General features: G+C 72.0%; 16 protein-coding genes and 1 pseudogene. 5 read left to right on the top strand and 12 right to left on the bottom strand.

Features of this window, described 5'->3' with window-relative positions:
• Nucleotides 1-53 precede the first annotated feature (53 nt).
• The 3 genes from P3L51_RS20185 to P3L51_RS20195 all read left to right on the top strand — a co-directional run bounded on the left by P3L51_RS20185 (nt 54) and on the right by P3L51_RS20195 (nt 3,246).
• The gene (locus P3L51_RS20185; RefSeq protein ID WP_354606661.1) at nt 54-857 is read left to right on the top strand and encodes an SDR family NAD(P)-dependent oxidoreductase; all 804 of its coding nucleotides are present in this window, start codon (nt 54-56) and stop codon (nt 855-857) included.
• A 129-nt stretch (nt 858-986) separates the two neighbouring features.
• Nucleotides 987-2,084: a substrate-binding domain-containing protein gene (locus tag P3L51_RS20190; protein ID WP_354606662.1), complete on the top strand. Its 1,098-nt coding sequence runs from the start codon at nt 987-989 to the stop codon at nt 2,082-2,084.
• Between the two features lie 127 nt (nt 2,085-2,211).
• Entirely contained in the window at nt 2,212-3,246 is a 1,035-nt protein-coding gene (locus P3L51_RS20195) for a hydroxyacid dehydrogenase (RefSeq protein WP_354606663.1), read from the top strand.
• Between the two features lie 92 nt (nt 3,247-3,338).
• On the opposite strand, the gene groL is transcribed toward P3L51_RS20195, so the two are convergent.
• The 3 genes from groL to P3L51_RS20210 form a co-directional block, all read right to left on the bottom strand.
• Nucleotides 3,339-4,964, bottom strand: a complete 1,626-nt coding sequence (gene groL / locus P3L51_RS20200) for a chaperonin GroEL (protein WP_354606664.1) — start codon at nt 4,962-4,964, stop codon at nt 3,339-3,341.
• A 99-nt stretch (nt 4,965-5,063) separates the two neighbouring features.
• Nucleotides 5,064-5,372 (bottom strand): co-chaperone GroES, encoded by a 309-nt coding sequence (gene groES, locus P3L51_RS20205; protein ID WP_185028083.1) that lies wholly within the window; start codon nt 5,370-5,372, stop codon nt 5,064-5,066.
• A gap of 356 nt (nt 5,373-5,728) precedes the next feature.
• A complete protein-coding gene (locus P3L51_RS20210) occupies nt 5,729-6,742 on the bottom strand; it encodes a polysaccharide deacetylase family protein (RefSeq protein ID WP_354606665.1) in 1,014 nt (337 codons plus the stop codon).
• Nucleotides 6,743-6,799: 57 nt separating this feature from the next.
• Here P3L51_RS20210 and P3L51_RS20215 point away from each other — a divergent pair, with 57 nt between their 5' ends.
• Nucleotides 6,800-8,062 (top strand): class I SAM-dependent methyltransferase, encoded by a 1,263-nt coding sequence (locus P3L51_RS20215; RefSeq protein ID WP_354606666.1) that lies wholly within the window; start codon nt 6,800-6,802, stop codon nt 8,060-8,062.
• A gap of 181 nt (nt 8,063-8,243) precedes the next feature.
• Here the strand turns inward: P3L51_RS20215 and P3L51_RS20220 are convergent.
• From P3L51_RS20220 to tsaB, 9 genes and pseudogenes are all read right to left on the bottom strand, one after another.
• Nucleotides 8,244-8,600 (bottom strand): annotated as a pseudogene (locus P3L51_RS20220) (hypothetical protein); the annotation flags it as partial.
• Between the two features lie 155 nt (nt 8,601-8,755).
• A complete protein-coding gene (locus tag P3L51_RS20225) occupies nt 8,756-9,394 on the bottom strand; it encodes a hypothetical protein (protein ID WP_354606667.1) in 639 nt (212 codons plus the stop codon).
• A gap of 22 nt (nt 9,395-9,416) precedes the next feature.
• Entirely contained in the window at nt 9,417-10,064 is a 648-nt protein-coding gene (locus P3L51_RS20230; protein ID WP_354606668.1) for a hypothetical protein, read from the bottom strand.
• Nucleotides 10,065-10,255: 191 nt separating this feature from the next.
• On the bottom strand, nt 10,256-11,524 hold the full coding sequence (locus P3L51_RS20235) for an RNA polymerase sigma factor (protein WP_354606669.1): 1,269 nt from the start codon (nt 11,522-11,524) through the stop codon (nt 10,256-10,258).
• 91 nt (nt 11,525-11,615) lie between these two features.
• Nucleotides 11,616-11,969 carry a YciI family protein gene (locus tag P3L51_RS20240; protein WP_354606670.1) on the bottom strand — a complete coding sequence of 118 codons (354 nt, stop codon included), beginning with the start codon at nt 11,967-11,969 and terminating at the stop codon, nt 11,616-11,618.
• A 140-nt stretch (nt 11,970-12,109) separates the two neighbouring features.
• Nucleotides 12,110-12,373 carry a hypothetical protein gene (locus P3L51_RS20245; RefSeq protein ID WP_354606671.1) on the bottom strand — a complete coding sequence of 88 codons (264 nt, stop codon included), beginning with the start codon at nt 12,371-12,373 and terminating at the stop codon, nt 12,110-12,112.
• Nucleotides 12,370-13,467 carry a tRNA (adenosine(37)-N6)-threonylcarbamoyltransferase complex transferase subunit TsaD gene (gene tsaD, locus P3L51_RS20250; protein ID WP_354606672.1) on the bottom strand — a complete coding sequence of 366 codons (1,098 nt, stop codon included), beginning with the start codon at nt 13,465-13,467 and terminating at the stop codon, nt 12,370-12,372. The genes P3L51_RS20245 and tsaD overlap by 4 nt, the downstream gene beginning before the upstream one ends.
• The gene (rimI, locus tag P3L51_RS20255; protein WP_354606675.1) at nt 13,460-13,945 is read right to left on the bottom strand and encodes a ribosomal protein S18-alanine N-acetyltransferase; all 486 of its coding nucleotides are present in this window, start codon (nt 13,943-13,945) and stop codon (nt 13,460-13,462) included. The genes tsaD and rimI overlap by 8 nt, the downstream gene beginning before the upstream one ends.
• 56 nt (nt 13,946-14,001) lie before the next feature.
• A complete protein-coding gene (gene tsaB, locus P3L51_RS20260) occupies nt 14,002-14,661 on the bottom strand; it encodes a tRNA (adenosine(37)-N6)-threonylcarbamoyltransferase complex dimerization subunit type 1 TsaB (protein ID WP_354606673.1) in 660 nt (219 codons plus the stop codon).
• A 114-nt stretch (nt 14,662-14,775) separates the two neighbouring features.
• Here tsaB and P3L51_RS20265 point away from each other — a divergent pair, with 114 nt between their 5' ends.
• Nucleotides 14,776-15,327, top strand: coding sequence for a hypothetical protein (locus tag P3L51_RS20265; protein ID WP_354606674.1), 552 nt, complete (start codon nt 14,776-14,778; stop codon nt 15,325-15,327).
• Nucleotides 15,328-15,656: the final 329 nt, after the last annotated feature.

The following is a 15,656-nucleotide window of genomic DNA, read 5'->3' on the forward strand; positions in this document are numbered from 1 at the left end:
CGGTGGCCGGACGGGGGCTCGCGCCCGGCGCGCGACCGTCTAACGTGCCGCATATGACGACTGCTTTGATTACGGGCGCGACAGCGGGGATCGGCGCCGCGTTCGCGCGGCGGCTGGCGGCGGGCGGGACCTCCCAGTCCGTCGGTGTGGGAAGCGGCCACAACCTGGTGCTGGTGGCCCGCGACACCGAGCGCCTTCACCGCCAGGCCACCGAACTCCACGACCTGCACGGCATCGAGGCGGAGGTGCTGACCGCCGACCTCGCCACGGACGAGGGCATCGAGGCGGTCGAGAAGCGTCTCGGTGACCGGACGCACCCCATCGATCTGCTGGTCAACAACGCGGGATTCGGGAACAAGGGCCGGTTCCTCGACGTCTCGATGGCCGACGAACTGACGATGCTGAAGGTGCACTGCGAGGCGGTGCTGAGGCTGACGTCGGCCGCCGTCACCGGGATGAAGGAGCGCGGGCGCGGCGGGGTGGTGAACGTGTCGTCGGTGGCGGCGTTCGTGCCGCGCGGGACGTACGGAGCGTCGAAGGCGTGGGTGGTGCAGTTCACCCAGGGGGTCGCACGGGACCTGACCGGAACGGGGGTGCGGCTGATGGCGCTGTGCCCCGGCTTCACGCGGACGGAGTTCCACGACCGGGCGGGTATGGGGACGGACAACATCCCCAACTGGATGTGGCTGGACGCCGACAAGCTGGTGACGGCGGCCCTGTCCGATCTGGCCCGGGGCAAGACGGTGTCGGTGCCGGATCCGCGTTACAAGGCGCTGATGGCGGGGGTGAAGCTCGCCCCGCGGGGCCTGCTGGGCGGGATCACGTCCAAGACGGGGCGGAAGTACGGCCCTCAGTAGCGGGTGATCCGAACGGCTGAGCACTCATGAGGGCGATCGAATGATCGAAACCTTCGGTCGTTCGATCACGCCGCACTAGAGTCCTCCTACCGGGCCATCCCCTTCATCACCCTCCGGAGGACTCCCACCGTGCGCGAAGGTGCCGCCGAACGTCATGACCGGCTGCTCGATCTGGTGCGCGAGCGCGGCACCGTACGAGTGTCGGACCTCGCCGAACAGCTGGGCGTCGCGCCCGTCACCGCGCGGCGGGACGCGGAGGCCCTGGCCGCCCGGGGGTTGCTCGACCGGGCGCACGGGTCCGTGTCGTGGCCGCGCGGGCAGGGGCCCGCCGGGACCGCGCCCGGGAGCGGGAGTCCGGTCATCGGGATGCTGGCGCCGGCCGCCGCGTACTACTTCGCCGAGGTGATCCGCGGGGCGCACGAGGCGGCGGCGCGGCTCGGCGCGCGGCTGATCCTGCGGGTCTCCGACCACCGGCCCGAGGACGACGCCTCGCACGCGGCCGGCCTGCTCGCCGCCGGCGCCGAGGGACTGCTGGTCGCCCCCAGCTGGACGGCGCCGGACCATCCCGCGCGGTACGGGGACCGGGTCGCCGGGCTGCCGGTCCCCACCGTGCTCGTCGAGCGGCTCGGTGTGCCCGGCGGGCCGCTGGACGAGCTGGACCGGGTCCGTTCCGACCACGGGCACGGGGTGCTGCTGGCCCTACGGCACCTCGTGGCGCTCGGGCACGGGACGCCCCTGCTGGTCGCCAGGGCCGACAGTCCGACGTCGATGGCCGTGCGCGCGGGATACATCCGGGCGCTGGACGCCATGGGGCTGCGGGCGCCGCTGCCCGTGCTCGACTCGTCGTCGGCCGAGCGGCATCCCGCGCTCTTCGAGCAGGCGGCGCGAGGGCTGGCCGCCGCCGTCCGGGGCGGGCGGGCGACCGCGGCGCTCATGCACAACGACGAGGACGCGACCCGGATGGTGCGGCGCCTGGCCGAGCTGGACGTACGGGTGCCGGGCGACCTCGCGCTGATCACGTACGACGACGAGGTCGCCGCGCTCGCCGACACCCCGCTGACCGCCGTCGCGCCGCCGAAGCGCGCGGTGGGGCGGCGCGCGGCGGAACTGCTGGTGGAGCGGCTGACGGCGCCCGGCGCCGAGGCGGAGCCCCGCGTCCATCTGGACCTGCTGCCGAGCCTCCGCGTCCGCGCCTCGTGCGGCCCGCCGGCTCCCCGGACACGCTAGAGACACCGGACACGCCCCCGTTCGATCATCTTTCGATCAATCAATCTTTCGCTCTTGACTTCGCTCACCACGGATCGAAGTATCACGGCCACCGCCTGCGAAGACCACGAGGAGACCGACTTCCACCATGCACGACGCCACTGACAATCGGCCGTCCGCGCTGCTCTCGATGAGTCCGGGCATCGCGGAACGGCTGTTCGCCCCAGCTCATCTCGCCCGGCTGACCGGCCTCGTACGCACCGATCCGAATCTCGTCGCGCACACCCTGACGGGCCCCGGCAGCGACCCGGCCGTCGCCGCCGCGCTCGCGGACGCCGAACTGCTGATCACCTGCTGGGGCGCGCCCCCGCTCACCGCCGGGGTACTGGCCGCCGCACCCCGGCTGCGCGCGGTCGTGCACGCCGCCGGCACCGTCAAGCACCACATCACGGACGCCTGTTGGGAGCGGGGCATCACGGTCACCTCGGCGGCGGCGGCCAACGCCGTGCCCGTCGCCGAGTACACGCTGGCCGCGATCCTCTTCGCGGGCAAGCGGGTGCTCGGCTCGGCGCACCGCTACCAGGAGGTGCGGGCCCGGCACGACTGGCACCAGGAGTTGGGCCGGGCGGGCAACTACCGCCGTACGGTCGGCATCGTCGGCGCGTCCCGGATCGGCCGCCGGGTGATCGAACTGCTGCGGCCGTTCGACCTCCACGTCATGCTGTACGACCCGTACGTGGACGCCACCGAAGCCGCGGCGCTCGGCGTCGAGCCGGTGCCGCTGGACGAACTGTGCGCGCGCTCCCAGGTGGTGTCGGTCCACGCGCCGCAGGTCCCGGCCACCCGCCAGATGATCGGCGCCGCCCAACTGGCGGCGATGCCGGACGGGGCGACGCTCGTCAACACCGCGCGCGGCTCGCTCGTCGACGAGAACGCGCTGCTGCCGCACCTGGTCTCCGGGCGGCTGGACGCGGTGCTGGACGTGACCGATCCCGAACTGCCGCCGCCGGACTCACCGTTGTACGACCTGCCGAACGTGCTGCTGACCCCGCATGTCGCGGGTTCGCTGGGGGGCGAGATCCACCGGATGGCCGATCAGGCGCTGGACGAGGTGGAGCGGTACGCGAAGGGGCTGCCGTTCGCGGATCCCGTACACCCGTCGGCGCTGCCGCACTCCGCGTAACGCCGACGAGAACGCGCCGAGGCCCGGCACCCCCGAAGGGGCGCCGGGCCTCGGCGCGTGTCTGCGGCCCCAGGGCCTACGGAGCTACGGCCTCAGTGGCTGTGACCGTGGCCGCCGTGACCGGCGTCGGCCTCTTCCTCGGCGGGCTTCTCGACGACCAGGGTCTCGGTCGTGAGGAGCAGCGCGGCGATGGAAGCGGCGTTCTCCAGCGCGGAGCGGGTGACCTTGACCGGGTCGATGACGCCGGACTTCACCAGGTCGACGTACTCGCCGGTCGAGGCGTTGAAGCCGTGACCCTTGTCGAGCTCGGCGACCTTCGCGGTGATGACGTAGCCCTCGAGACCGGCGTTCTCGGCGATCCAGCGCAGCGGCTCGACCACGGCGCGGCGGACGACCGCGACACCGGTGGCCTCGTCGCCCGTCTTGCCCAGGCCGTCCTCCAGCACCTTGGCGGCATGCACCAGGGCGGAGCCACCACCGGAGACGATGCCCTCCTCGACCGCGGCGCGGGTCGCGGAGATGGCGTCCTCCAGACGGTGCTTCTTCTCCTTCAGCTCCACCTCGGTGGCGGCGCCGACACGGATCACGCACACGCCGCCGGCCAGCTTCGCGAGGCGCTCCTGGAGCTTCTCGCGGTCCCAGTCGGAGTCCGTGGACTCGATCTCGGCCTTGATCTGGTTGACGCGGCCGACGACCTCGGCGCTGTCGCCACCGCCGTCGACGATCGTCGTGTCGTCCTTGGAGACGGTGACGCGGCGGGCGGTGCCCAGTACGTCGAGACCGGCCTGGTCCAGCTTGAGGCCGACCTCTTCGGCGATGACGGTCGCGCCCGTGAGGGTGGCGATGTCGCCGAGCATGGCCTTGCGGCGGTCACCGAAGCCGGGGGCCTTCACCGCGACGGCGTTGAACGTGCCACGGATCTTGTTGACGACGAGGGTGGAGAGCGCCTCGCCCTCGACGTCCTCGGCGATGATCAGCAGCGGCCGGGAGCCACCCGCCTGGATGACCTTCTCCAGCAGCGGGAGCATGTCCTGGATGGAGGCGATCTTGCCCTGGTTGATCAGGATGTACGGGTCGTCGAGGACGGCCTCCATACGCTCCTGGTCGGTCACCATGTACGGCGAGAGGTAGCCCTTGTCGAAGGCCATGCCCTCGGTGAACTCCAGCTCCATGCCGAAGGTGTTGGACTCCTCGACGGTGATGACACCGTCCTTGCCGACCTTGTCCATCGCCTCGGCGATGAGCTCGCCGACCTGCGGGTCCTGGGCGGAGAGCCCGGCCACGGCCGCGATGTCCGACTTGTCGTCGATCGGGCGGGCGGTGTCCAGGAGTTCCTTGGAGATGGCGGCGACGGCGGCGTCGATGCCCTTCTTCAGGGCGGCCGGGGAGGCGCCGGCGGCGACGTTGCGCAGGCCCTCGCGGACCAGCGCCTGCGCCAGCACGGTGGCGGTGGTGGTGCCGTCACCCGCGATGTCGTTGGTCTTGGTCGCCACCTCCTTCACGAGCTGGGCGCCGAGGTTCTCGTACGGGTCGTCGAGCTCGACCTCGCGGGCGATCGTGACACCGTCGTTGGTGATGGTCGGGGCGCCGAACTTCTTGTCGATGACGACGTTGCGGCCCTTGGGGCCGATCGTCACCTTCACCGTGTCGGCAAGCTTGTTGACGCCGCGCTCAAGGGCGCGACGGGCGTCCTCGTCGAACTTCAGGATCTTCGCCATGGGAGCTTTCTCTTGTCCTCTCGAACGAACAACGAACTACGCCCCGGACCACCCGGCGATGCGGGGGCCAGGGGCGCAGTTCACAGCAGACTGTGGAAATTACTTCTCGATGATCGCGAGCACGTCGCGAGCCGAGAGGACGAGGTATTCCTCGCCGCTGTACTTCACCTCAGTGCCGCCGTACTTGCTGTACAGAACAACGTCGCCGACGGAAACGTCGAGCGGAAGCCGCTCGCCGTTCTCGAAGCGACCCGGACCGACTGCCAGGACGACGCCCTCCTGGGGCTTCTCCTTCGCAGTGTCCGGAATAACCAGGCCAGAGGCCGTGGTCTGCTCTGCGTCGAGCGGCTGGACCACAATGCGGTCCTCGAGCGGCTTGATGGCAACCTTGGAGCTGGCGGTCGTCACGATCCGACCTCCCCCTTCGGAGATCTCACGGGGTTAACTGTCTGGGTGGCGTGACCGGGCTCGATCCGTCGTCGCGGGTGCCGGACCGGTCCTGTCACGCATTGGCACTCTCCAGTGGGGAGTGCCAGGCCTGACACTATGACCGCGATTAGCACTCGGTCAAGCTGAGTGCCAATCGAGCCCGCGCGCGGCAGCGTGATCCGGCGCTCCCGAGTACCTCCGGCGCTCGCCGTTGCCGTGCGCCGACCGACCGATCCCTGAGCGAGCGTGACGCCCCCGCGCGCTGTACGGGGGCGTCGGCGGAGCCGGCCCGGCCTGGTCCGACCCGACCCGACCGGACCCGGAACAGGCAGGCCCTAGACGTAGTCCTCCAGCTTCGCCACCGCGTAACCCTTGTCGGTGACCTTCTTCATGACGTACCGGATCATGTCGGGCATCGAGCCCTTCCAGTCCTCGTCCCCCCGGAAGTGCGTGAGGACGATGTCGCCGGGATGCAGGTCCCGGTCCCACTCGCGCCACTCCATGTGGTCGGGGAACGCCTCGGACGACCACAGCGGAACCGCCTTGACACCGCAGGACTTGGCGGCGCGCAGGGTGCCGGCGTTGTAGTTGCCGTACGGCGGCCGGAAGAGTTCGGGCCGCTTCCCGTACTGCTTCCTGATCTTGTCCTGCTGCCCGCAGATCTCCCGCTTCTGCTCCTCGTAGGAGAGCCCGGGGAGGTAGGGGTGGGTGAGGGTGTGGTTGTGCAGGGAGACGCCGCGCGCCTGCATCTTCTTGAAGTAGGCGTAGTTGTCGCTGATGACGTAGTCACTGAGGAAGGCGCTGTACGGGATCTTCAACTCGTCCATCATGCGCAGCAGTTCGGGGTCCTTCTCGGCCCCGTCGTCGATCGTCAGGAAGACGATCTTCTCCTTGGTCGGGACGGTGGTGAAGACCGGCGGCAGGGTCGCGCCGCCCGTCACCTCGAAGCCCTTGCGGGTGGTGATGCGCGGCTTCACGACGGGCGGCGCGGGCGCGGCGAGCGGGGTCTTGGCGAGCTTCCACTTCTTGGCGGCCACTGCGCGGAGCGTCTGGGCCTTGACGGCAGCGGCGGCGGCAGCGGCGGCGTCGGCCTTCTTGGCCGCGTCGGCACCCGCTCCGGGGCCGGCCCGGCCCGGCTTCTCCGGAGCGGACTCCACCGGTCCGCCGCCACCGCCACCGCCGTCCCCGCTGTGACCGGTGCGACCGCCGCCCCGGTCGTCGGGCTCCGCCGCGCAGGCGGAACCGAGTGCGGCGATCAGGAGTACGGCGACGACCGCGCGCGCCCGTCCGCCCGGGTGTCTTCGCCGGGGCTCTGCGACCTTTTCTTCCTTTTGTCTTACTAGTTGCATGGCGCCGCATCCTGTCAGCGCCCGGCCCACGCGCCCGGCCGACACCGCCGGGAAGCGATGACGGTCCCCCGGCTGGCCCACAATGGCCCGGTGACCGACTCCCCCTCGCCGCTCGCCCCCCTGCTCTCCGACGAGGGCCAGGCCCTGCTCGCCGCCCTCCGCGACCACGACCCGGCCCAGGAGCTGGCGCTGGCGACCCGGCTGCGCCGCGACCATCCCGCCGAGCTGGTCTCGTCGGCCCTCGCGCAGGCCCGGCTGCGGCAGCGGGCGGTCGCGAAGTTCGGCGAACGGGACGCGTACCGCATGTACTTCACGCCGCACGGCGTCGAACAGGCCACCCGCACCTCGGTCGCCGCGCACCGGGCCGGCCGGTTCCGGGACATCGGCCTGCCGGGCGCCGGTCCCGCGCGGATCACGGACCTGTGCTGCGGCGTCGGCGGTGACGCGATCGAGCTGGCCCGCGCGGGGTTCGCCGTCACCGCGGTCGACCGGGACCCCGCGACCTGCGAGATCGCCGCCCACAACATCCCTGAGCTGGCGCCTGACGCCCCGCCACCGACCGTCGTGTGCACGGACGTCATGACGTACGACCTGCTCGCCGCGCCCGCCCCGGACGCCCTGTTCATCGACCCGGCGAGGCGCGGCGGCCGAGGGCGGATCTTCGACCCGGAGGCGTACTCACCGCCGCTGTCCTGGGCGATCGAGGCGGTGCGTACGGTCGGCACCGGCGGCATCAAGATCGCGCCGGGCATCCCGCACGAGCTGGTCCCCGACGACTTCGAGGCCGAGTGGATCTCCGACGGCGGCGACGTCAAGGAGGCGGTGCTCTGGCACGACGCGAACGGTGCGGGAGACGCCGGCCCCGTCACGCCCGGCGCCCGGCGCGCCACGCTGCTCCCCGCGGGCATCACCCTCACCGGCCGGGGCCTGCCGAACCCCCGGGTCAGGAAGGTCGGCCGCTATCTGTACGAGCCGGACGGCGCCGTCATCCGCGCCCATCTGGTCGCCGAGGCCGCCGACGAGCTGGACGGCGGACTGATCGACGAGACGATCGCGTACATCACGGCGGACGAGCTGCGCCCCACGCCGTACGCGACGGCGTACGAGATCACGGACGAGCTGCCGTTCAACCTCAAGCGGCTCAAGGCCCTGCTCCGGGAGCGCGAGGTCGGCATCCTGACGGTCAAGAAGCGCGGCTCGCCGGTCGAACCGGAGGAGCTGCGGCGGAAGATGAAACTCCAGGGACGGAATTCGGCCACCGTCTTCCTCACCCGGGTCGCGGGCGCGCCGACGATGCTGCTCGGGCGGCCGGCCGGCTGAGGGCACACCGGCCGGACCCCCCGGCGGCCCCCGCTCAGCCCTGGTCCTTGGCCCCCGGCTCCTTCTGCTGCTCCGTGGCGTCCGGCTCCGTGGCCGCCGATTCCGTGGCCGCCGATTCCTTCGGCTCCTTCGGCTCCGGCCGGGAGGCTTGCAGCTGGGCGTCCAGGATCCGGGCGTCCAGGTCGGTGATGTCGTCGGCGTAGATCTGCGAGAGAGGTTGCGGGCCGACGTACTGCTGGCAGTTGCACTGCGCCAGCTCGTACCGCTTCGGTTTCTTGTTCTCGTCCCAGGCCGTCGCCACCTCGACGTTCTCGTGGCACTTGCCCTGCCTGTCGTGCTTCGCGAGATGGTGTGCACACCCGCAGACGGGCTCCGGCGGCTTGTGTGACTCCTCCAGGGCGAGCCGGCCGCCCTCGACGAGCTTGATGCGCTCCACTCTTCGCTCGTGCCGGGTGCGCAGCGCGCTCCGGCCCGTGTCGGCGACCCAGCTGAAGCCACCGACCATGAAGAAGACGAAAATCCACCACAGCCAGTTCATCCGCCGCCCCTTCACCCCATGAAATGGCGCATGCGTTCCACCCAGGATAGAACGATCGGCGTAGGAACGGCCTCAGGGAGCGGGGGACGACTTCGGGACACATCCGGACAACACGCGCCACTCGCGCCCCGTAAATCACCGTTTCGGCGGTGGATTCAGCGGTGAGCGCCACCGCGTCCGCGCGGCGGGACCGGACTCAGTACGTACTCCGCCCACCGCTGGTGGCCCACCGCCCGCATCGCCCCGAGCACACCGATGACCAGCGCGATCACGCCGATTCCCACGAGATAGGCCGCCTCGCCGACTCCCGCGGAATCCGACTGGCCGCCGCCGGTCAGGGCCAGCCCCAGCCCGATCACGCACAGCACGGCGGAGAGTCCCAGCCACACGGCGCCGCGGGCGCCGGCCCGCAGCCGGTGGTCGTTCGCGGGGTCCGGTCCCAGCTCGGCCCAGGCGTCGAGCCTGCCGCGCAGCGCGCGGTCCCTGGCGACGCTGAATCCGGTGCCGATCACGGCGGGGAGCAGGACGGTCATGCCGAGTGTCAGTTCGACGAGCCCGGTCAGGTAGTCCGCGTTCCGGTACTCGAAATGGCCGAGCCCCAGGCTGACCAGCAGCCATCCGACCGCCGCGACGAGCCCGAGCGACCAGAGCAGCAGCAGCCCCGCCGCGGTCAGGCTCCGCCGCCGCAACTCACCCATGGCGAGGGCCCGGTCGGCGAGCATCGACTCGTGGTCGGGCCAGGCGCGCAGGTGCGCGGGCGGCGGAGGGGGCGGCAACGGCGGACGACAGAGCATCCGGGGAGGTTATCCCCCATGATCACCGCCCGGCGGGCCGGGGCTGACCCACGGTGAGCAGCCGGACGGCCCACCGGTAGTGCGTGACGGCCTTCGTGACGCCGATCAGCCCGGCGATCCACAGGAGGGCGCCCGCGCCCATCACGTACGCGACCTCCATGTACGTGTCCTCGCCCCGTCGCGCGGTCGCGGGCGTCTCCAGGGACAGCCACAGACCGGCCACCCCGACCAGGAGGGAGATCAGCAGCCAGCACAGACTCACACCCGGCAGCCGCAGGCGCGGGTCGCCCACCGGGTCGCTCGTCAGCGCCGCCCACTGGCGCGTCAGCCGGTACATCGCCACGTCCCGGCGGAGCAGCAGGCCGAGGACGATCCCGGCGGCCGTCATCACGCCGAGGCCGAACGCCGCGAGGACCGCGCCGAGGATGAGGGTGATCGGGTCGATGTCCTCCCCGGCCAGCCCGTCCAGCCCCCCGCCGGCCATCAGCCAGCCGAACTCCACCCCGGCCACGAGCAGCAGGAACTGCGCGAGCCGCGCGGGTCCCATACCCCGCCCGACGAGCCAGCCGAGGACGGTCGCGCGCTCCGCGAGCAGCGCCTGCTCGTCGGGCCAGGTACGGATGTGTACGGGGGGCGGGGGCGGCGGCAGCGGGGATGAGCGGCGAGACATGCGGCGAGACTATCGCCGCCCGGGGGCCGCCTTGGGCCGTCCTGGGCCCCGATCGGCATGCGGCCGTGCGGACGACCGCGGGCGGGCCGGCGCCCTCGCGGACCTCGGCGCCGCTGTCGGACCTCGGCGCCGCCGTCGGGCCTCAGGACGCCGCTGGAGGCGGCGAGCCTGCCCGAGGACGCCGGCCGCGCTCACCGGGTCCGGGCGGCCCGCTCCTCCAGCAGCGTGCGCTCGCGTTCGTTGCGGGTCAGCGCCGCCGCCCGGACGAACTCGGCCCTCGCCTCCTCCGTACGCCCCAGCCGCGCCAGCAGATCCCCGCGCACGCTCGGCAGCAGGTGGTAGCCCTTGAGCGCGGATCCGGCGGGCCCCGCCGCCAGCGCGTCGACCAGCGCCAGACCCGCCCCGGGCCCGTCCGCCATCGAGACGGCGACGGCACGGTTCAGTTCCACGACGGGCGAGGGGGTGAGCGCGGCGAGGCGCCCGTACAGCGCGGCGATCGTGGCCCAGTCCGTGTCCTCGTACGTCGCCGCCCCCGCGTGGCACGCGGCGATCGCGGCCTGGAGGGCGTACGGGCCGGGGGCGCCGCCCAGCGCACTCGCCCGGGTCAGGGCCTCGACGCCCCGGCGGATGAGCAGCCGGTCCCAGCGCGAGCGGTTCTGGTCGGCGAGCAGGACGGGGGTGCCGTCGGGTGCGGTACGGGTGGCCGTACGGGACGCCTGGAGCTCCAACAGGGCCGTCAGCGCGTGCACTTCGGGCTCCTTGGGCATCAGCCCGCTCAGCACGCGCGCGAGCCGCAGCGCGTCCTCGCACAGGCCGGGGCGCAGCAGGTCGTCCCCGGCGGTCGCGGAGTAGCCCTCGTTGAAGACGAGGTAGATGACCTCCAGCACGGAGGCCAGGCGCGCGTCGCGCTCGGCGCCGTACGGCACCTCGAAGGGGACGCCCGCCTTGGCGAGGCTGCGCTTGGCGCGCACGATGCGCTGGGCGACGGTCGGCTCGGGCACCAGATAGGCGCGGGCGATCTCGTCGGTGGTCAGTCCGCCGAGCAGCCGCAGGGTGAGGGCGACGCGCGCCTCGGTGGACAGGACGGGGTGGCAGGAGACGAAGACGAGCCGCAGCAGGTCGTCGTCGATGTCGTCGGCGTCGGCTGGCTCGGGCGGTGGCGCGCTGTCCTCGAGGGTGCGGCCGACCTCGGCGAGCTTGCGGGCGTACGTCTCCCGGCGGCGTACGAGATCGATGGCGCGTCGCCTGGCCGTGGCCATGAGCCAGGCTCCCGGATTGTCCGGGACGCCCGACTCCGGCCACTGCTCCAACGCGGCGACCAGCGCGTCCTGCGCCAGTTCCTCGGCGATGCCGACATCGCGTACGACGCGGGCGACGGCGGCGATGATCCTCGCCTGTTCGATCCGGAATACCGCTTCCACCGCGCCCGCGCTGCCGCTGCCCTCGCCGTGTGCCGTCACGGCCACCCATCAGAGCACCGGGGTGGGCGGACGGCAAACGGACAGCGACGCCGGAAGCGCGGCGGCCGGGTGGCCGGCGACCGGCCGGTGGCTATTCGGCGATCTGGCGGGTCTCGGCGGTCAGGGTCCAGTAGTCCTCGTGGATCTGGAGGAACCGCTTGGCCCACTCGACGGCCTCGGCCTGCGTCTTGGCCTGGATGATCGAGTAGCCGCCGATGACCTCCTTGGACTCGGTGAACGGCCCGTCGGTGACCGACAGCTTCCCGCCCGACCAGGTGACCCGGGTGCCCTCGGCGGACGGGTGCAGCCCACCGGTCTCCAGCATGGCGCCGGCCTTGTTCATCTCCTCGGCCAGCCGCCCCATCCGCTCGCCCAGCTCGGCGCTGTGGCCCTGGGCGGGGATGTTGGACTCGTCGAGGTGGATCAGTGTCATGAAGCGCGGCATGGTGACTCCTCGGTGTGCGGTGGGCGGGGCTGTTTCCCGCCTCTCACCCTTGCGTCGAACGGGCGGGGACCGGATCGACACACGCCGCGATTTTTCTTCGAAGTTTTCGCGAGCGGTTCGCGGACCGTACGCGAGCCCGGTCAGTCGGCCGTCTCGAACCGCCAGCGGTGCACCGCCCGAGCCACCAGTTCGTCGGCGGGCTCCGGGATCTCGGGCAGTTCCGCGTCGTACGAGGCGTCCCACCAGGTCATCACCAGTACCCGGCCGCCGGGCGCGGTGAGTGTCTCGCGGCGGGTCGGGGCCGTGGCAGGGTCCGGGGCGAGAGCCTGCGACCGGACCCACGCCAGCAGCTCGGCGCCCCGGCCGGGGGCGGCCTTGGCCTCCCACATCAGCGCGACCGTCATGAGTAGAGGTTGTCCTTGCTGACCTCGTGCACATGATCATGATCATGCCGGTGTCCCGGTACATGGGTCTCGGTCACCGGCAGCGAGGAGTCCGCCGACAGGTCCCAGTCGGACGGGGGCCGGTTCCGTGCCACCATCTCGGCGCCGAGCGCGGCGACCATCGCGCCGTTGTCGGTGCAGAGGCCCGGCCGGGGCACCCGCAGCCGGATGCCCGCGCGCTCGCACCGCTCGGCGGCCAGCGCGCGCAGCCGGGAGTTGGCCGCGACGCCGCCGCCGATCATCAGGTGGTCCACGCCCTCGTCCTTGCAGGCGCGCACCGCCTTCCGCGTCAGTACGTCCACCACGGCCTCCTGGAAGGACGCGGCCACATCCCGTACGGGCACGTCCTCGCCCGCCGCGCGCTTCGCCTCGATCCAGCGGGCGACGGACGTCTTGAGCCCGGAGAAGGAGAAGTCGTACGGCGCGTCGCGCGGGCCGGTCAGTCCGCGCGGGAAGGCGATCGCCGCCGGGTCGCCCTCGCGCGCGAGCCGGTCGATCACCGGGCCGCCGGGGAAGCCCAGTTGGAGGACGCGCGCGATCTTGTCGAAGGCCTCGCCCGCCGCGTCGTCGATGGTCGCGCCCATCGGCCGTACGTCGGCGGTGATGTCCGGCGCGAGCAGCAGCGAGGAGTGCCCGCCGCTGACCAGCAGCGCCATCGTCGGCTCGGGCAGCGGCCCGTGCTCCAGCTGGTCGACGCAGATGTGCGAGGCGAGGTGGTTCACGCCGTAGAGCGGCTTGCCGAGCGCGTACGCGTACGCCTTGGCGGCCGAGACACCGACCAGCAGCGCGCCGGCCAGCCCGGGACCGGCCGTGACCGCGATCCCGTCCAGGTCGCGGGCGCTCACCCCCGCCTCCTTCAGCGCGCGCTCGACCGTGGGCACCATGGCCTCCAGGTGCGCGCGGGAGGCGACCTCGGGCACGACGCCGCCGAAGCGGGCGTGCTCGTCGACGCTGGAGGCGATGGCGTCGGCGAGCAGCGTCGTACCGCGGACGATGCCCACGCCCGTCTCGTCGCACGAGGTCTCGATGCCGAGGACGAGAGGTTCGTCAGCCATGGGTCTCTGTTCCTTGTTTCGGTGGGCGCCGCTCGTCCTGCATGGACAGGCGCATGACGAGGGCGTCGACGTTGCCCGGCTGGTAGTAGCCCCGGCGGAAGCCGACGGGCTCGAAGCCGAACCGCTCGTACAGCTTCTGCGCGCGGGGGTTGTCCACCCGCACCTCCAGCAGCACCTCCTCGCACTCGAAGGCGGTGGCGTGCTGGAGCAGATCGGTGAGCAGCCGCGAGCCGAGCCCGGTCCCCCAGTGGTCGCGGGCGGCGGCGATGGTCTGTACGTCGCCGAGGCCGCCGGCGGCGGCGAGTCCGGCGTAACCGGCGATCCGGCCGTCGCCGGTCGCGGCGACCACATAGCGGCGGGTGGCGGCCGGGCCGCGCGCGTGGGCCAGCTCCGACCAGAACATGCCCGGTGACCAGGCGTCCTCGGGGAACAGCTCGTACTCGAGCGCGAGCACGGACTCGATGTCCCACCAGCGCATCTCGCGCAGCTTGGGCTCCGTCACGCCCGCCGTGTCGCTCACCTCGGTCACGTCGGTCACTTCGGAGTGACCACCTTGTAGTTCTTGGGCACCTGCGCGTCGGGGCGGCGCAGATAGAGCGGCAGCGCCGGCAGGAACGCGTCCGTGTCGCCGGCCGCGATTCTCTCGGCGGCGAGCGACGCGAGCGCTGCGGCCGACTGGTGCTCGGGTTCGCGGGCGAGCGGGAACGCCTCCGGGTAGAGCACACCGCCCGCTCCGACGACCGGCAGCCCCGCCAGCTCCGCCGCGATGTCGGCGGGCCGGTCGACCGCGGGCTCGGTCAGCCGCGTACGGGAGTCCGCGTACCGCGCCCAGTAGACCTCCTTGCGGCGGGCGTCCGTCGCCACCACGAAGGGCTCGTCGAGGCACGCGGCGTAGGCGAGTCCGTCCAGCGTGCACAGCCCGTGGACGGGCACCCCGAGCGTCGAGCCGAAGGCCGCGGCCGTGACGAGGCCGACGCGCAGTCCGGTGTACGGGCCGGGGCCGACTCCGACGACCAGGTCCGTGACGGCGCCGAGCGCGAGACCGGCCTCGGCGAAGACCCGGTCGACGGCGGGCAGCAGCAGCTCCCCGTGCCGACGTGCGTCGACCTGGCTCTCGGACGCGAGGACGGAGACACCGTCGTGGAGGGCGACGGTGACGGCGGGCGTGGCGGTATCAACGGCGAGCAGGAGCACGCAAACAGCCTACGGCTCCCCGGAGGGGCCCCGGGGCCGGGCACGGCACCCCGTCCCCTCTACCGCCTGCTGCTAACGTCACCAGGCAGACGTACGTACGAGAGGTGGATCAAGGTGTCCAGGAGCAGCTCGGGATTCGTGGCCGGGCTCACCGCGTTGGCCGTGGCCACCGTCGGTTTCCTCGCGTACCAGGCGTCGGCGAACGTGCCGGACCAGCTCGCGTCGCCCAAGAAGCCCGGCTCGTCGGCCTCCGCCTCCCCCGCGCCCAAGGAGAAGAAGAAGGACGCGCACGCGGTGCCCGCGAAGTCGGGCAGCGGTCCCCGCGTCGTCTACGCGCTGGACGCCAAGCGTGTGTGGCTGGTGGACAAGGCGCCGAAGCCGCGGAGTTTCGGGGTCATGCCGAGCACGGTGAATCCGCCGCCGGGCACGTATCAGGTCACGTCGCGGTCCGGGAAGATCACGGGCTCGGACGGGGTCGACATCGAACACGTGGTGCGGTTCGCGAGCGTGAACCAGGTCGCGATCGGGTTCAGCGCGGCGGTCGACGGGACGATGGCGAGCCCGGACCCGAGTCTGAAGACGGGCGGCGTCCGGATGACGCCGGAGGACGGCGACGCGATGTGGACGTTCGCGACGATCGGCTTGAAGATCGTCGTCGTCCCGTAACCCCGGACCGTTTACGCGGCTTCGTCGTCCGTATCGACGCGGGCGCTCCCGCTCGGCGGCGTCGATACGGCGCTGGCCGCCGCACACGATGCCAGCAGGTCCCTCATCGACACGGACGACGGGTCCGCGGACGCGGCCGTCGGCTCCGACGGTCGCGTCTCGGTGCTCTCTGATGCCGGCATGGATGCCTCCTGAGGCTCCGGGGGCAGGCTGGTTAGGTAGACCTAACCAAGTCTCGTTCACCATGTGACCACGCGCCGCACGGCATTGGCAACAGTTTACCGACATCGCGTCGGAATCGACGAGACAGGGAAGGTGCCGGCCGGACG

This window comes from Streptomyces panacea (assembly GCF_040560175.1).
GTDB lineage: Bacteria > Actinomycetota > Actinomycetes > Streptomycetales > Streptomycetaceae > Streptomyces > Streptomyces panacea.